A 16,033-nucleotide genomic window follows, 5' to 3' on the forward strand; every position below is an offset into this window, starting at 1 on the left:
AAAAAAAGAAAATGGGAAATAAGGGTAGGGTTGTTGACAGAAAAAATAATAATGATACCAATAAAAAGCAAGATTTCAATGAAAAAAAGGTATCTTGGAAGGCCGGTAATATGCTCTACCCCTTACCGGCAGTTATGGTAAGTCTTACGGATAAATTTGGAAAAAGCAATATTATAACTCTTGCATGGGCAGGCACAGTATGTACCAATCCGCCCATGCTTTCTGTATCTATAAGACCTGAGCGATATTCCTATGATATTATAAAAGAGACAGGGGAGTTTGTTGTAAATCTTACAACTAAGGAGCTTACTTATGCAACAGATTATTGTGGGGTTAAGTCCGGAAGAGATGTGGATAAGTTTAAGGAAATGAGGCTTACCAAGCTTTCATCAGAGAAGATAAAGGCTGTGGCTATAGCGGAAAGCCCTATAAATATTGAATGTAAAGTAAGGCAGATTATGGAACTTGGAAGTCATAGTCTTTTTTTAGCTGATGTTGTAAATGTAAGGGTTGCTGAAAAATATCTTGACGAAAAAGGTAGATTTAATCTTAAGAAGGCAGATTTGATAGCTTATTCACATGGAAGATACTATGAACTCGGTAAGGAACTTGGTACTTTTGGATATTCGATTAGAAAAGAAAGTAAGCCGTTTAATAAACAACAGGCTATCGATAAAGAAGTTAGGATAAGTAAAGATACCGTTAAAAGTTTACAAAAGAAGAAATTTGCAGACAAGCAATTCACTAATAAAAAACAATCAGGTACAGGCAAACATAAAACAGGAATAAGATAAAATATGTAGGAGTTAATAAAATGAAGAGTAATATAACCCTAATCGGAATGCCGGGGGCAGGAAAAAGTACTGTAGGAGTAGTGCTTGCTAAGGTAATGGGCTATAGGTTTGTAGACAGTGACCTTGTGATACAGGAGAAAACAGGTAAACTTCTTTCAGAAATTATAGAAGAAAAAGGTATTGAGGGATTTCTTAAGGTAGAGGATGAAATTAATGCAGGGCTTAACTGTGAGAAATCAGTTATCGCAACAGGTGGAAGTGCAGTGTATTGTAAAAATGCTATGAAACATTTAAAAGAAATATCAACTGTAGTCTATCTCAAACTACCTTATGAAAAGGTAGAAAAAAGGCTTGGCAATCTAAAGGATAGGGGAGTAGCCCTAAAAGATGGTCAAACCTTAAAAGACCTCTATGAAGAACGATGTCCGCTTTATGAAAAATATGCAGATGTAGTTGTAAAAGCAGATACTACTTCTGTAGAAAATTGTATGAGGAAAATATTGGAGGAGATTAGGCATTAACTTTTTGAAGTAATGCTTCTTGCAGGGTTTTTGAAAAATTAATTCCCATTCCTATAGCTTTATCATTAAGCCATTTAGGAATGGTGAGAGTTTTTCGGACAGATTTTTCAAAATGCTTTTTAGCATATTCTAAAACATCTACGGTAACATAATTTACAAAACTTTCATTAAGAGAGTAGTCGGAAACTTCTAATTCCTTCATGCAGTCGGTTAAATTAATTTTATCGATAGGTGTAGGTTCTGGGGCAGGTTCACCATCTTCCTTAAGCCAGTATAAATAGCCGGCAAGACAGTCAATTGCCATAGTAATAGCTTCATCTAAAGTATCACCACAAGTTGCCAGATAGTTTAAATCAGGAAAAATAACGGAATATGCGTTTTCTTCTTTTATAAAGCAGGCAGGATAACTTGATAACATGGTAAAACCTCCTTTTGAGTGATGTGTAGGGGTTATTTCATAATTTTTCCAATTCTTTTGCTTTGTATGGCATATATCAATCCTCCTGATAATATAAAGTATAGCATTGATATGCATAAAAATCAACACGCATAGAATATGTTCTGAAAATGTAAAGAAAATGTTATAATTTATCACATAATAATTAAATTATTATGTGATAGACTGTTGATATCATAAAATTATCACAGGGGGAATTATATGGATACTGTACTCAGACTTACAAATGTAAATAAAAGTTTCGGTGAGCATCATGTACTGCATGATGTAAGTTTTGAAGTAGGTAGGGGAGAACTTATAGGCTATATAGGGCCAAATGGAAGTGGAAAATCAACTACTGTAAAACTTATGTTAGGTATTCTTGGAAAGTACTCAGGCAAAATAGAAATTTTTGGAAAAGACATTGAGGAAGACTTAGTGAGCTATAAGAAGAAAATTGGATATGTGCCTGAGATACTTTCGCTGTATGAAAGTCTTACCGGAGAAGAATATATCTCTTTCCTATCTTCTGTATACGAGCTTAATAACTGGCGTGACAGAATGCAGGAGTTAGCAGAGATATTTCAGATTAATGATGCCCTCACAACTCGTATTTCAGGCTACTCCAAGGGAATGAAACAAAAGATTGCAATTATAGGAAGTCTGATTCATAATCCGGATATTTTATTCTTAGATGAGCCATTAAACGGAATGGACACAAATAGTGTGGCAGTGTTTAAAGAGGTACTTAAAACACTTACAAGACAAGGAAAGACAGTATTTTATTCATCTCACATTATGGAAGTGGTAGAGCAGATGAGCAGCAGGGTTATTCTTCTTAAGGATGGAGCTGTAATAGCTGATTCACCGTTCGAGGAGTTGAAAAAAGACATGGGCGGAAGCAGCATGGAAGATATATTTAACAGTCTTACAGGATTTAATTCTCAGCATGACCTCGCAGCTAAGTTTGTGGATACTCTTACAGGAGGTGAGACTGTTGAATATAATGAGTAATGAGCCGTTTGCATTAAAGGTTTTTGATAAGTTAGTAAAGCCATTTTTAAGTTCTAAACTAAATTATGGACAGGTTCGGGAAATACTTAAACTGAAGCTGATTATGGACAACAGAAGAGAAAGCATCAATGTAAAAAAGCGTGTTAATGATGAGCGAAAAGAAGCAAAGCGGTCAACGCTGATTATATGTATTACATATTTTGCTGTGGGAATTTTGATTGCTCTCATGCAGATAATGAATAATATATTTGGAGCAAACATATTGGCTTTTGCAGGACTTATCTTTATGCTGTTTTCAGTATATATAAATGAGTTTTCGGCTGTACTTTTAGATACAACTGAAAAGGCATTTTATGGAGCACTCCCGATAGGGCATAATGAGATGAATGTAGCCAAAAATATTCATATAGCATATTACATAGGGATAATTGGATTTTCAATGATACTGCCCTCGATAATAATGGCATTTATATTTCATGGAGTATTGTATGGACTATTATTGGCGGCTATCTGTACGGTGATTACTGTATTTTGTCTGCGTTTGGCAGGATTAATTTATTATGTTCTGCTTAAGACCTTTTCGGGGGAAAGACTTAAGGATATACTGAGCGGTTTTCAGGTTTTTATTACAATAGCAATGATATTAGCCTATCAGATTGTGCCGAGAGTGATTGATATGGCAGAATTTGCAAAGGCAGAGCTTAGTTTCTCGCCATTTTATTTCATCTTACCATCAGCTTGGTTTGCGGCTATATTTGAGCTATTGTTTGGAGTATCATCAGCTTGGTATTATTATGTACTTACAGGTGTAGCCGTATTAGCTGTGGTTTTAATGGAAATAATATATCATAAAAAAATAATGCCTGAGTTTGAAGGGGAGCTTGATAAGCTGACTGAAACAGCAAAGGAAAGTAAAACACTGTCTTCATTTTCAAGACTTATGTGCAAAATACTGTCAAAGGATGAGCAGGAAAATGCCTTTATGAAGTTGGTGCTTATACAGATTTCAAGAAATAGAGATATTAAACTTAAATTATATCCTCAGTTGGCTAATGTGTTTATTTTACCGATAATCATGTTGTTGTCGCAGGTTTCGAGAAAAGGCGGTTTCGATGCTGTAATGGAAACTATAAGAGAGGGAAGATGGGGACTCGCTCTGCTTTACTTTGTAGGACTGACTTCTTCAGCGATTTATAATATTATAGGGCAGTCTGAGAATAAGGAAAATATCTTATTTTATCAGGTACTTCCGATAGAAAATCTTAGTAAATGTATCAGGGCAGGGGTAAAAGTAGTATTGTTTGGCTATCTTACACCTATCTTTTTGATTTTGTCAGCAGGACTTGTGACAATTTGCGGAATTAGTGCAGTGCCTGATGTAATTATAGCATATTTAGGCTTTATATTTATAACAAGTCTTATGATACGCCTTACTACTTGGACATTGCCGTTTTCTGAAGAAGCAGTTACACACAAGGCAGGATACAATATGCTAATGTTTGTTATCAACTTTGTGGTACTTGGTGCTTTTGGATTAGGGCATATAATTTTACTTACAACACTCCCATTACAACTCTTAGGAATAGCTGTTACCATAGGATTAAATATTGCATTATGGAAGATATTTATGAATAAAAGATATATTATTGAGAGGGAATGAGAAATATTAATGAATAAAAATAATAGACCGTAGCTTAGTTGTTACGGTCTATTCCTGTTTATTTAGCTGTGGATATTTTCTTATTACAAAATAATGATTGAAGTGGTATGATAATTAAATAACTGCGTAAACCTATAATTAAGGATACAAATATGAAAGATAGCTGTAACGGATTATGGAAAAAAGGAGTTTGAAGATGAGTAAGGAAATAGAAAAAATTTATGGAGATTTAGTAATATATACTGCTGATGATGGAAATACTAAAATAGAGGTTAATTTTATTGATGATACCGTATGGTTATCCCAACAACAGATGGCAGAACTTTTTAAAACATCAAGAACAAATATTGTAGAGCATATCGGAAATATATATGATGAGGGTGAATTGGATAAAAATTCAACTTGTCGGGATTTCCGACAGGTTCGTAAAGAAGGTAATCGCAATGTTTCAAGAAATATTCCTTTTTATAACTTAGATATGATAATTTCTCTTGGTTATAGAGTTAAATCAAAGATTGCTACGGATTTTAGAAGGTGGGCTACGGAGCGATTGAAAGAGTATATTATTAAGGGTTTTATAATGGATGATGAAAGACTTAAAAGTTTGGGAGGTGGAGCATACTGGAAAGAACTTTTAGAGAGAATTCGTGATATTCGTTCATCGGAAAAAGTCATGTATAGACAGGTTTTAGATTTATATGCAACAAGTATAGACTATAATCCTAAAAGCAAGGAATCCATAGCATTTTTCAAGATGGTACAAAATAAATTGCATTATGCAGTTCATGGACAAACAGCGGCAGAAGTAATCTACAAAAGAGCAGATAGTACGAAAGAATTTATGGGGCTTACAACCTTTTCAGGAGCTTTTCCAATAAAGAAAGATATTAGTATTGCGAAAAATTATCTTACAGAAGATGAATTAAAGATATTGAATAGACTTGTATCAGGATACTTTGAAATTGCAGAAATGCAGGCTATGAGGCATAAACCCATGTACATGAGTGATTATGCAGAAACTTTAGATAACATTCTTAAATCAACAGGGGAAGATGTACTGAAAGATACAGGGAAGATTAGTCATAAACAAGCAATGGAAAAGGCATTTTTAGAATATGAAAAGTACCGTATTGAAAATCTTTCTCCTGTTGAAAAAGACTACTTAGCAGAAATTAAAAATATAGAGCAAACTGCTAAAAAAGTTGGAAAAGAAGATGAGTAAAATAAAAAGATTGAATGTCTTTGAATGTATTGAATATTAGAAAAAAGAAAGTAAATAAAACAGAAAGCCACTGTAAACAAAACTTACAGTGGCTTTCTTCTTATTTTATAAAAATTAGAATTTAATGATACCGAATACACTTGCGAGTGAACTTGCAAGGATTACAAGTATACATACAGGAGCTAAATATTTGATAAAGAACTTATAAAGTCCCTTACGCTTGAATTTGGAGGACTGTTCAACCTCTTCTATTATCTTATCAACTCCAATTACATATACTATAAGTATACAGGTAGACAGTGCTGCTATCGGCATCATAAGTGAGTTTGTAAGGAAGTCAAAGAAGTCTAATATAGACATTCCGAGTATCTTTACAAAATCAAGCATACCAAAGCCTAAAGCAGAGAGAGAGCCAAGCATCACAATAATGATACCTATAACCACACTGGCGATATTTCTCTTCCAGCCAAGCTGATCCTGTATTGTAGATACACAGGACTCGGCAAGTGAGATTGCACTTGTAAGGGCTGCAAGTAATACGAGGAGGAAGAATACGATACCTATTATCCTACCCATCCCCATACTTGCAAAGACCTTAGGGAGAGTAATGAACATAAGTGAAGGACCTGCCTGAAGTTTTTCAGGATCTCCATCAAAGAAGGAGAATACTGCCGGTATTATCATAAGTCCTGCAAGAAATGCTATGGCAGTGTCAAAAATCTCTATTTGAGATGTGGACTGCTCGATGTCTACATCTTTTTTCATGTATGATCCATAGGTATAAAGAATACCCATTGCGATTGAGAGGGAGTAAAACATCTGTCCCATAGCTGCAACTACCGTCATCCAAGAGAAATTGTTAAAATTAGGGATTAGGAAGTATTTTACACCCTCAAAAGCTCCCGGTCTTGTTACAGAGTAGATAGAAACTATGATGGCAAGTACAACGAGGACAGGCATCATCATCTTTGACACCTTTTCAATACCATGTTCCACTCCTGCAACTATTATGAGCAATACTACGAGTGAGAAGATTAAAAACCAAACCTCTACACTTGAACCTGCTGTAATAAAGTTTGTGAAATAATTATCATTAGCAAGAGCATCTGTACTTCCACGCAGATACTCGAATAAATACTTAAATACCCAACCACCAATTACGCTATAATAAGGGATTATAAGCATTGGTATGATAGCATTTACCCAGCCGCCTATCTTAAAGGGAAGTGATTTTCCAAAAGAACTAAAAGCTCCGACAGGACTTTTTCGGGTCATTCTTCCAAGTGTTGTTTCTGATACGATAAGTACATATCCGAATGTAACCATAAGGATGAGGTATACAAGTAAGAAGATTCCTCCGCCGTATTTAGCTGCAAGATAAGGGAAACGCCAAATGTTTCCAAGGCCTACAGCAGAGCCTGCTACTGCAAGCACATAACCGAGTTTGCCGGAGAAAGTACTTCTCTCGTTGTCCCGTCCAAATGGATCAAGACCATTTTCTTGATTATTTTCATTTTTCATACTAATAAATATCCTCTCTAAATTTGATTTTAACTTTTCCAAATCAAAATTGTTTTTACCAAATGAGTGGTTTAAGTAATTAATCGTCTTGTTAAAGTGAAAAGGCTATAGCCTAACTAGGTGTTATAATTTAAGTGCAGTTTGTAATTTCTCTACCATGTCTTTTAGAGTTCCATCTTCAAATGGACTTTTAAGCCCAACTTGAGCTATGAGGTTTGTAAAAAAGTCTTTTGCACCGAGATTGCATAGTTTGAGATAACTTGCCCAGGCAGACTTGTAGTCCTTATCCATCATAACTTTATACTGAAAAGCATTGGTCTGAGCAAGAACATAGTCAATATAATAAAAAGGAGAGTCATAGATATGACGCTGTTTCTGCCAAAAACCTCCGTTGTTATAATATTCATTTCTTGAATAATCAAGATGAGGCTTATATTGGGTTTCGAGTTCTCTCCATATTTCGTTTCTCTGTTTTGGAGAAAGTCCAGGGTTTGAATATACTATGTCCTGAAATTCGTCCACCATAGTTCCATAAGGAATGAAAGCGGCAGCAGATTCAAGGTGCATATCTATATAATCCTGTTTTCTATCACCAAAGAAAAGGTTCATCCAAGGTTCTGTAAAGAATTCCATTGACATGGAGTGGGTTTCAGCAGTTTCCATAGTTATATCAGCATGTTCATTTATAGGGTAATCTACCATGCAGAATCCCTGAAAAGCGTGTCCACACTCATGTGTCATTACATCTGCATCATCAGCTGTTCCGTTGAAGTTTGCAAAGATAAAAGGTGACTTATAATCAGGAAGATAGGTCATATATCCTCCTGTCTGCTTTGTCTTTCTTCCTAATACATCAAACAGTTCGTTATCGCACATAAAGTTGATAAATTTAGCTGTTTCAGGAGAAAGCTCATTATACATCTTTCTGCCTGCCATAAGTATGTCATTAGGAGTGCCGATTGGTGCAGGGTTACCGTTGTTAAAGTAAACTCCCTCATCTTCAAAGTGGAGTTTGTCAAGTCCCAGCCTGATTCTACGCCTATCATGTAATTTTTCTGCAAATGGCACAAAATCTCTCTTTACCTGCTCTCTGAAGTTTTTGACATCTTCTCTGCCGTAGCAGTTGCGATTCATTCTAAAATAGCCAAGCTGTATAAAGTTCTCATAACCGAGTTTTTCTGCCTGTGCAGTTCTGTTTTTAACAAGCTGGTCATATATATCGTCAAGTTCTTCTTTGTTATTACTAAAGAATTCTGTATATTTCTTCCAAGCCTCTACACGAATTTTCCTGTCAGAGTTATTAAGGTATGGTGACATGAGTGAAAGATTGAGTGTTTCTCCATTCCAGTCAATTTCAGCAGTAGCAAGGAGTTTGTCATAACGGCTCTTTAAAGCATTCTCCTCCTGCATAAGAGGTACTATTTTTTCGTCTACGGCCTTCATTGCAAGCTCAAGATTTTTAAAAGCCACTTTTCCAATCTTACTTTCTAAGAAGTTTCGATACTCTGAGTTGTATAGTTTTTTTCCGTAATCTACAAATAAGGACTGCAGTACAGGACGGTTTTCATCGTAATAGTCATTTTCCTTATTATAGAATTCATCAGTAACATCTATGGAGTGGCGAATTTCAGCAAGTGTCATTTGCGTGTATAGATGATTTGCAATTTTATAGTATCTTTTATGTACTTCAAACTGTTCTTCACCGGACTTTGCATTGTCAAAGTCTGTCATAAGTTTTGCGAAGTCTGTCTTAGCATTTTCAATATCTGCTCTTGTATAGGGCATTTCACCAAATTTCATTGTAATACTTCCTTTCATATTTTTCTATCTGTAAGCTATAATGTTAAGCTATTTTTAGTAGAAAATCAAGGCATGAGTGAAAAAATGGTGAATAATATTATAAAATAATACAGCCACTGTTAAATAATCACAGTGGCTGTATGCTTATTAAATTAGTGAACTGTCCATTCCTTCAGTACAGGTAATTGCTAAAATACCACTTCCTATATGGCAGGCAACTGCAAGGGAGAGAGGATGAAGTTCAAGGTCATAATCAGGGAAAATGGATTTTAACTCTTCTTTCCAAGCTATAGCCTCTTCTATATTACCACCGTAGGCAAGTGCAAGATGAAAGTTATGTTTAGCTACACTTTCTTTAAAACGAGTATCCATATCTTTTTTTACGGCCTCAATCATGGTCTTCTTTGCCTGAGCCTTGCCCCTGCACTTTGCATAAGCATCCAGCTTATCTCCTTGAATTTGGAGTACAGGCTTGAGGTTAAGGAGAGTTCCGATAGCTGCGGCAGCAGGAGTAATACGCCCACCCTTTTTTAAATATTTCAGTGTATCAAGTGAAAGGTAGATAGATGACCTATCAGCAGTTTTTTCAAGATACTCCTTAATTTCTTTGGCATTTTTGCCAAGCTTTACAAGTTCAAGTGCATTCAGTACGGACTGGTATTGTGTAATGGAAACTCTCCTATTATCAACAATTTCAACTCTTCCATCATAATCTTCTGCGAGCATGGCTGCAGTTGAATAAGAACCTGAAAGACCACTTGAAATAGGTATGAATACCACCTGCTCATAGTCTTTTAATAATTCGTCCCACATATCAGTCATATCACCGGGGGAAGGCATAGAAGTCTTTACATCTATACTATCATCTTTAAGAGCGGCATAGAAGTCTTCGTGAGTCATATCCACACCTTCAAAATGGAGCACATCATTTATAAAAAATGGAGATGGCTGTATAAACATGCCAAGTTCTTTAGCTTTAGCTTGATTAATTCCTGCATTACTATCTGTAATTATTGCAATTTTCATGAAAATCACCTATCCTATCTATAATGGTAAGATTAAAAACATTACTTTAAAGATTATCTGATATTAGGCTAATAGTCAATACAGAAAATTAAGAAAAGTAAATTTATAATGATATTTGATTTTGGGTTAAGCTTAAAAATGAAAGGAAGAAGTATGACAGAAGATGAAAAATTTATGCGACAGGCTATAAAGCAGGCCGTTAAAGCAAAAAAACTGGATGAAGTTCCAATAGGCTGTGTGATAGTTCTTGGTGAAAAAATTATTGCAAGGGGCTATAACAGGAGAAATACCGACCATACTTCTTTGGCTCATGCGGAGATGATGGCGATAAAGAAGGCTTGTAAAAGGCTTGGAGATTGGAGATTGGAGGAATGTACACTTTATGTGACACTGGAGCCTTGTCAGATGTGTGCAGGTGCTATAGTACAGTCAAGGGTGAAGAGGGTAGTCATAGGTGCTATGAATAAAAAGGCGGGCTGTGCAGGATCTATTTTTAATCTGCTTGAAGAAGAGCGTTTTAATCACAAGGCAGAGGTGACAAGAGGGGTGCTTGAAGAAGAATGTTCAAAGATGATGAGTGATTTTTTTAAAGAACTAAGGGCGAAAAAGATACTTTAATTAAAATGCACAATAAAATACGAAATTTTATAAGAAAAATAGTGAAAGATTTTATTAAAAAAATTCTTGCATTTTTGGCTAAATTAGTATATAATGTTTCTTGCGTTCAACAAAAGAACATGCGTCTTTAGCTCAGCTGGTAGAGCACCTGACTCTTAATCAGGGTGTCCAGGGTTCGAGCCCCTGAAGACGCACTCAGAGGTCCTTGTTTGGCAGAATAGTCTGTCGGGTAGGGGCTTTTTTTTCATTTAAGGAGAAATTTTAATCATCTTCCTTATGAAGAATAAGTGTGCTTTATAAGACAATATGAAGGAGAAAATATGAATACATTTATATGTTATGATAGGTGCGGTACCTGTAAAAAGGCGGAAAAATGGCTTGTAGAAAATGGAATAGAGTTTAACAAGAGGGCGATTAAAGAAGAACACCCTAACGAGGTGGAAATTAAGAAGTTTTATGAAATGAGTAATGAGCCGCTTAAAAAGTTGTTTAATACAAGTGGACAGCTGTACAAATCAATGGCATTGAAAGATAAGCTGTCTTCTATGTCTGAGGAAGAACAGATAGAACTTTTGGCATCTGATGGTATGCTTGTAAAAAGACCTCTTATGGTTACTGAAAATAAGGTTTTGATAGGTTTTAAGGAAGAAGAGTGGAGAAAGATTTTACTTGCTTGACAGAGAATAGTTTCTATTTTATACTCTAATTTATGTACCGAATAAAGTCCGGTATAAATAAAATTTGAAAGCAGAGTAGGAAATTCAGCGTAAAGTGTCTATTGGACGGGGAGTTGTCAATGGAACGAAGAGCGTAAGGCTTGCGATGGAGTTTCCGCATCCCGCTGTTACATAAGAGTGAGCCCTAGCTATGCTCTTTTGTAGTAAGGATAAACTGCAAAGGAGGTTAAAAGGATGAACGAAAAAGAAACAGTAAAAATGAATGTGTTTTTGGCAGAGCTACAGGGGATTGTAAGGTTTCCTGTGAACTTTGTAAGGGAAACAGCCGGCTTACCAAGTAATTTTAGTAGGTCACTTAAGGAGTTTGGGAACTTGCAGACGGTAATTTTATGTGGGCTTATGGGAGCATTAGGCATCATACTTAAGATGTTTGCTACCATTCCGTTTGGGCCATTTACTGTTACTTATGCATGGATACCGAATCGAATAGTTGATTTTTTATTTGGACCTGCTGTAGGTGGAATATATGGTGGAGTTATGGATGTAATCAAATTTATAATGAAACCTACCGGTTCGTTCAGTATTGGTTATACAGCGCAGGCGGTACTTGCAGGGATGATATTTGGTGCTATATTGTATAAAAAACCTGTAAGCCTTATGAGAATAGTTTTTGCTCAAAGTATAGTTAAGATATTTATTAATGCAGGAATGGGAACTTATCTTATGGCATTTGAAAGAGGAGAGGGATTTATGGCTCTCTTACCGGCAAGATTTATAAAAAATATAATAATGATACCTTTAGACAGTATACTGCTTTTTGTTGTGCTTACTGCACTTGCAAATGTTTTACCACGCCTTAAGAAGAGCTTATAGTGCAAGAGTTTTATGTGGAGGGGATTATGGAAAACGAGAAAAAATTAGTTGTTGTAGCCCTTGGAAGAAATGCTTTTGGAAAGACCATACCTAAGCAAAAAGAAAATGTTAAGGCAGCTGCTGAAAAAATAGCAGATATAGTTATGGCAGGGTACAGAGTTGTAGTAACTCATAGTAATGGAGAACAGATAGGTATGCTCCATACTGCGATGACGGAATACTCTAGGCTTGAGCCGGAATTTTCGGTTGCACCCATGTCAGTATGTGGAGCATTAAGTCAAGGCTACATAGGTTATGATTTACAGAATGGTATAAGGGAGGCACTACTTAATAGGGGTATCTATAAGACGGTATGTACTATCATAACGCAGGTAAGAGTTGACCCTTTTGATAAGGCATTTACCAATCCTAGTAAGGTGATTGGAAGATATATGAATCAGGATGAGGCTGATGCTGAGGTAAATAAGGGGAATTTTGTTGTTAAAGAAGAAAAAGGATTTAGAAGAGTTATTCCATCACCTCGTCCTATTGATATATATGAAATAGATGCAATCAGAACGCTCGCCGAGGCAGATCAGGTTGTAATTGCATGCGGTGGCGGAGGTATTCCTGTTATGCAGCAGGGGACAGCCTTAAAGGGAGCAAGTGCTATTATAGAAAAAGATTTTACGGCTGCAAGGTTAGGGCAGATGCTTGGAGCAGATGAAATTATTTTTGTTACAAATAAAGATAATCTGGTTGTGCATAAAGGTACTCCTGAGGAAATGTCGCTTTCTCATATAACTGTAAAAGAGGCAAGAGAGTATATGGAAGAGGGAAATTTTGAAAAGGGGCTTGATCTTGCTAAGATAGAGGCAGCAGTAGAGTTTGTAACTACGGGCTTAGAAAAGAAAGCTATAATAACTTCTTTAGACAAAGTTTTACTTGGAATAAAGGGTAGGGCAGGAACGATAATTAGTATTGAGTAAGTAGTGGTAAAATGGACGGTGTATTAAGAGATACACCGTCCATTTTGTATTGTAGTTAGTTATTTGGCAAACTGCCGGATATAGATTCAACTATTTTGTTGGCCTTAGAATTACATTCCGTAAGAGCCTTTCTTATGTCATTACCCTTTGCAATTGATTGTAAAGTTTTCCACCAAAGAGAGCGAACCTCAGTCCAACCGGGGGTTGCTTGATAATAATCTCCCATAGAAAGCATAAAATGTTCTGAAAATAAAGTCATGGTATTATTAAATTTAGAATCAGAATAAACATCGGTTAATTCTTTATGTACAGGGAAAAAATGTGAGGCTTTTACAGCCTTCCTTACTCCTTTTGGATTGTTTGCCATGTAGTCTATGAAGAGCTTGGCTGCTTTTATTTTATTTTCGTTGCCACTATTAAAAATTCCGAATCCCCAAATTCCACTTACTAGTTTAGATGATCCAGTGGGAGAAGGAAATTTCATAGGTATAATTTCATCAAGTTCGGTAGTTCTACCCGGAGCACTCATAGAATTGTCATTTTGTGCTGAAGAATTCCAGCATATAGACATAGCAAGTTTTCCGGTACGAAATTTTTTGATTTCATCACTACTATTTAACTTAGGATTGATGGAAATTCCTTTTCTGGAAATAAGGGCACTTAATGCAGCTACATTTTTTGTAGAATCTATAGTATATGACTGGTGGAACTTATCAGTAAATGAGCCGTCATATAGGTTGTTTATCAGTGCTCTGCTGCCCTGGTCTCCGCTTTGACCGTCACAATATATATTTAGGACATCGGTATGTCCGGACTGATAAATAGCATCTACAGCTTTAAAAAAGTCTTCTGTAGTCCAAGTATGATTGACAGTGTTTATGTATTTTAAGGCATTTGCTTTTTGGAAGATTTTTTTATTTATGGCCATACAGTGGGTGGCCATGCATAGTGGATATTCATAATACTTTCCATCGTTTGAACGGCAGGCAAGTGCTACATTTTCGTAAATGTCCTTAGATTCATCGGTGTACAAATCTGTAAGATCAACCATAAGCCCTCGTTTACCCCAGTTGGTTACAAGCCGTTCAGGACCTTCCATTACTATATCAGGAGATTGATCGGTCTTGAGAGCGGCAGCTATTTCTGTATCTCCGTATTTATAATCTAAAAAGTTTACTTTAACTGAGATTTCAGGATGAATTTCTGTAAAATCATTAATCAGTTCAGCAACTGTATCTTTATTTCCCCAATCGCCTATAGGGTAAGTCCACAGACTTATTTCGGTATCATCTATTGCCGGTCTTACAATACTATCTGTACACGCAGTAATATTCAAAGAGATACAAGAAATAAGAAAGGCAATAAACAGTTTTTTGAGTTTCATATAAACACCCCACATTTTATTAATGAAGTAAATTTCAAGTTGCCCAATCCTGCTTATAAGTATATCAATTCTTTAAATATTTTCAAGAGAATACATCAAATTTTCATAGATAGTTAAAATATTAACAAGTCTTGAATGACAAAAAGAGTTTTGGTAAGATGATGATAGAATAACTTTTGAAAGGAAATTAATATGGATAAATATTTAGAAAGTTCCAAAAGGCTTATTAAATTTTTGGATGCTAATCCAAGTCCTTTTCATGTAATAGATAGCTTGGGGAAGATGTATGAAAAGGTAGGATTTAAAAGGCTTTTTGAGAGAGAAAAATTTGAAATAAATAAGGGTGAAAATTATTTTGTAACTAGAAATAATTCTTCTATTATAGCATTTAGAGTACCGAGGGGGGATTTTAAGGGATTTAATATTACATCGGCACATAGCGACTCGCCTACATTTAAGATTAAGGCAAATGCTGAGATTACGGTAGAAAATAATTTTGTTAAATTAAATGTAGAAAAATATGGTGGAATGATTATAGCACCTTGGTTTGACAGACCTCTTGGTATAGCCGGCAGAGTTATAATAAAGAATGGGGAGAAGATAGAGGAAAAATTACTTCATATAGACAGGGATATAATTATGATGCCGAGCCTTGCAATACATATGAATCGTGAGGTTAATGACGGATATAAGTATAATGCTCAGAAAGATACACAGCCTGTATTTGCCGAACTTTCTTCTAAAATAAGCCTGCTTGACATAGTAGCGAAAGAGCTTGGAGTGGATAAGGAGGCGATTTTAGATACAGATCTTTTCTTAACTAATAGAGTGAAAGGAACTATTTGGGGAGCGAATAATGAGTTTATAGCAGCAGGCAGGTTGGATGATCTTCAATGCGTATTTGCCGGTGCAGAGAGCATAATTGAGGCAAAAAATAAAAATAGCATTGCGGTACACTGCGTTTTTGATAACGAAGAAGTAGGATCCGGAACGAAACAGGGAGCGGCATCTACATTTTTAAAAGATATATTAATTCGTGTAAATAAGGCCTTAGGAGGAGATGAGGAGGACTATCTTCAGGCGGTTGCAAGGAGTTTTATGGTATCTGCTGATAATGCCCATTCCATACATCCTAATTATACAGAAAAGGCTGACCCTTGTAACAGACCTATGGTAAATAAGGGGGTTGTTATTAAGTATAATGCAAATCAGAAATATACTACGGATGCAGTTTCAGGAGCAGTATTTAAGGATATTTGTGCTGAGGCGAAAGTTCCGGTACAGACCTTTACCAACCGTTCAGATGTTGCAGGAGGTTCTACCCTCGGCAATATTTCAAACACTCAGGTATCGCTAAATGCAGTTGATATAGGTATGGCTCAATGGGCTATGCATTCTCCTTATGAGAGTGGAGGAGTAAAGGATACATACTATCTTAAAACAGCACTGAAACAGTTTTTTGAGACAGATATAAGCACTAAGTTAGATTAAGAATATTTTATTTAAGAATGGGACTATC

General features: G+C 35.8%; 15 protein-coding genes, 1 tRNA gene and 1 riboswitch. Of the genes, 11 read left to right on the forward strand and 5 right to left on the reverse strand.

Translation table 11 applies throughout. From position 1 onward, the window contains the following. Positions 1-110: 110 nt before the first annotated feature. Positions 111-794 carry a flavin reductase family protein gene (locus ACTTG8_RS04330; RefSeq protein WP_442560937.1) on the forward strand — a complete coding sequence of 228 codons (684 nt, stop codon included), beginning with the start codon at positions 111-113 and terminating at the stop codon, positions 792-794. 20 nt (positions 795-814) lie between these two features. Next, entirely contained in the window at positions 815-1,315 is a 501-nt protein-coding gene (locus ACTTG8_RS04335; protein WP_442560899.1) for a shikimate kinase, read from the forward strand. On the opposite strand, the gene ACTTG8_RS04340 is transcribed toward ACTTG8_RS04335, so the two are convergent. Next, the gene (locus ACTTG8_RS04340) at positions 1,305-1,733 is read right to left on the reverse strand and encodes a type II toxin-antitoxin system HicB family antitoxin (RefSeq protein ID WP_442560900.1); all 429 of its coding nucleotides are present in this window, start codon (positions 1,731-1,733) and stop codon (positions 1,305-1,307) included. The genes ACTTG8_RS04335 and ACTTG8_RS04340 overlap by 11 nt on opposite strands. A gap of 240 nt (positions 1,734-1,973) precedes the next feature. Between ACTTG8_RS04340 and ACTTG8_RS04345 the strand changes: the two genes are divergently transcribed. From ACTTG8_RS04345 to ACTTG8_RS04355, 3 genes are all read left to right on the forward strand, one after another. After that, positions 1,974-2,765, forward strand: coding sequence for an ABC transporter ATP-binding protein (locus ACTTG8_RS04345; RefSeq protein ID WP_442560901.1), 792 nt, complete (start codon positions 1,974-1,976; stop codon positions 2,763-2,765). Beyond that, entirely contained in the window at positions 2,758-4,425 is a 1,668-nt protein-coding gene (locus tag ACTTG8_RS04350; RefSeq protein WP_442560938.1) for a hypothetical protein, read from the forward strand. Before ACTTG8_RS04345 ends, ACTTG8_RS04350 begins: the two co-directional genes overlap by 8 nt. 196 nt (positions 4,426-4,621) lie before the next feature. Then, positions 4,622-5,647, forward strand: coding sequence for a virulence RhuM family protein (locus ACTTG8_RS04355; protein WP_442560902.1), 1,026 nt, complete (start codon positions 4,622-4,624; stop codon positions 5,645-5,647). Positions 5,648-5,761: 114 nt separating this feature from the next. Here the strand turns inward: ACTTG8_RS04355 and ACTTG8_RS04360 are convergent, their stop codons facing one another. The 3 genes from ACTTG8_RS04360 to ACTTG8_RS04370 form a co-directional block, all read right to left on the reverse strand. Then, positions 5,762-7,168, reverse strand: coding sequence for a sodium-dependent transporter (locus ACTTG8_RS04360; RefSeq protein ID WP_442560903.1), 1,407 nt, complete (start codon positions 7,166-7,168; stop codon positions 5,762-5,764). A gap of 123 nt (positions 7,169-7,291) precedes the next feature. Then, positions 7,292-8,968, reverse strand: a complete 1,677-nt coding sequence (locus ACTTG8_RS04365) for a M3 family oligoendopeptidase (protein ID WP_442560904.1) — start codon at positions 8,966-8,968, stop codon at positions 7,292-7,294. A gap of 147 nt (positions 8,969-9,115) precedes the next feature. Continuing rightward, positions 9,116-9,994, reverse strand: a complete 879-nt coding sequence (locus ACTTG8_RS04370; protein ID WP_442560905.1) for a DegV family protein — start codon at positions 9,992-9,994, stop codon at positions 9,116-9,118. A 153-nt stretch (positions 9,995-10,147) separates the two neighbouring features. On the opposite strand from ACTTG8_RS04370, the gene tadA reads away from it, so the two are divergent. The 5 genes from tadA (at position 10,148) to arcC (ending at position 13,130) form a co-directional block, all read left to right on the forward strand. Beyond that, complete coding sequence (tadA, locus tag ACTTG8_RS04375) at positions 10,148-10,612, forward strand: tRNA adenosine(34) deaminase TadA (RefSeq protein ID WP_442560906.1); 465 nt, start codon at positions 10,148-10,150, stop codon at positions 10,610-10,612. A 121-nt stretch (positions 10,613-10,733) separates the two neighbouring features. Next, a tRNA-Lys gene (locus tag ACTTG8_RS04380) sits at positions 10,734-10,806 on the forward strand. A 126-nt stretch (positions 10,807-10,932) separates the two neighbouring features. Continuing rightward, positions 10,933-11,289, forward strand: a complete 357-nt coding sequence (locus ACTTG8_RS04385; protein ID WP_442560907.1) for an arsenate reductase family protein — start codon at positions 10,933-10,935, stop codon at positions 11,287-11,289. A 69-nt stretch (positions 11,290-11,358) separates the two neighbouring features. Next, positions 11,359-11,458: riboswitch (THF riboswitch) on the forward strand. A 65-nt stretch (positions 11,459-11,523) separates the two neighbouring features. Continuing rightward, on the forward strand, positions 11,524-12,162 hold the full coding sequence (locus ACTTG8_RS04390) for a folate family ECF transporter S component (protein WP_442560908.1): 639 nt from the start codon (positions 11,524-11,526) through the stop codon (positions 12,160-12,162). A 26-nt stretch (positions 12,163-12,188) separates the two neighbouring features. Beyond that, the gene (gene arcC, locus ACTTG8_RS04395) at positions 12,189-13,130 is read left to right on the forward strand and encodes a carbamate kinase (protein ID WP_442560909.1); all 942 of its coding nucleotides are present in this window, start codon (positions 12,189-12,191) and stop codon (positions 13,128-13,130) included. A gap of 55 nt (positions 13,131-13,185) precedes the next feature. On the opposite strand, the gene ACTTG8_RS04400 is transcribed toward arcC, so the two are convergent. Then, positions 13,186-14,514, reverse strand: a complete 1,329-nt coding sequence (locus ACTTG8_RS04400) for an extracellular solute-binding protein (protein WP_442560910.1) — start codon at positions 14,512-14,514, stop codon at positions 13,186-13,188. A 192-nt stretch (positions 14,515-14,706) separates the two neighbouring features. On the opposite strand from ACTTG8_RS04400, the gene ACTTG8_RS04405 reads away from it, so the two are divergent. Next, entirely contained in the window at positions 14,707-16,005 is a 1,299-nt protein-coding gene (locus ACTTG8_RS04405; RefSeq protein WP_442560911.1) for a M18 family aminopeptidase, read from the forward strand. The last annotated feature ends 28 nt before the right edge of the window (positions 16,006-16,033 follow it).

The sequence above is a fragment of the Catonella sp. genome, assembly GCF_052173895.1.
Classification (GTDB): Bacteria; Bacillota; Clostridia; order Lachnospirales; family Lachnospiraceae; genus Catonella.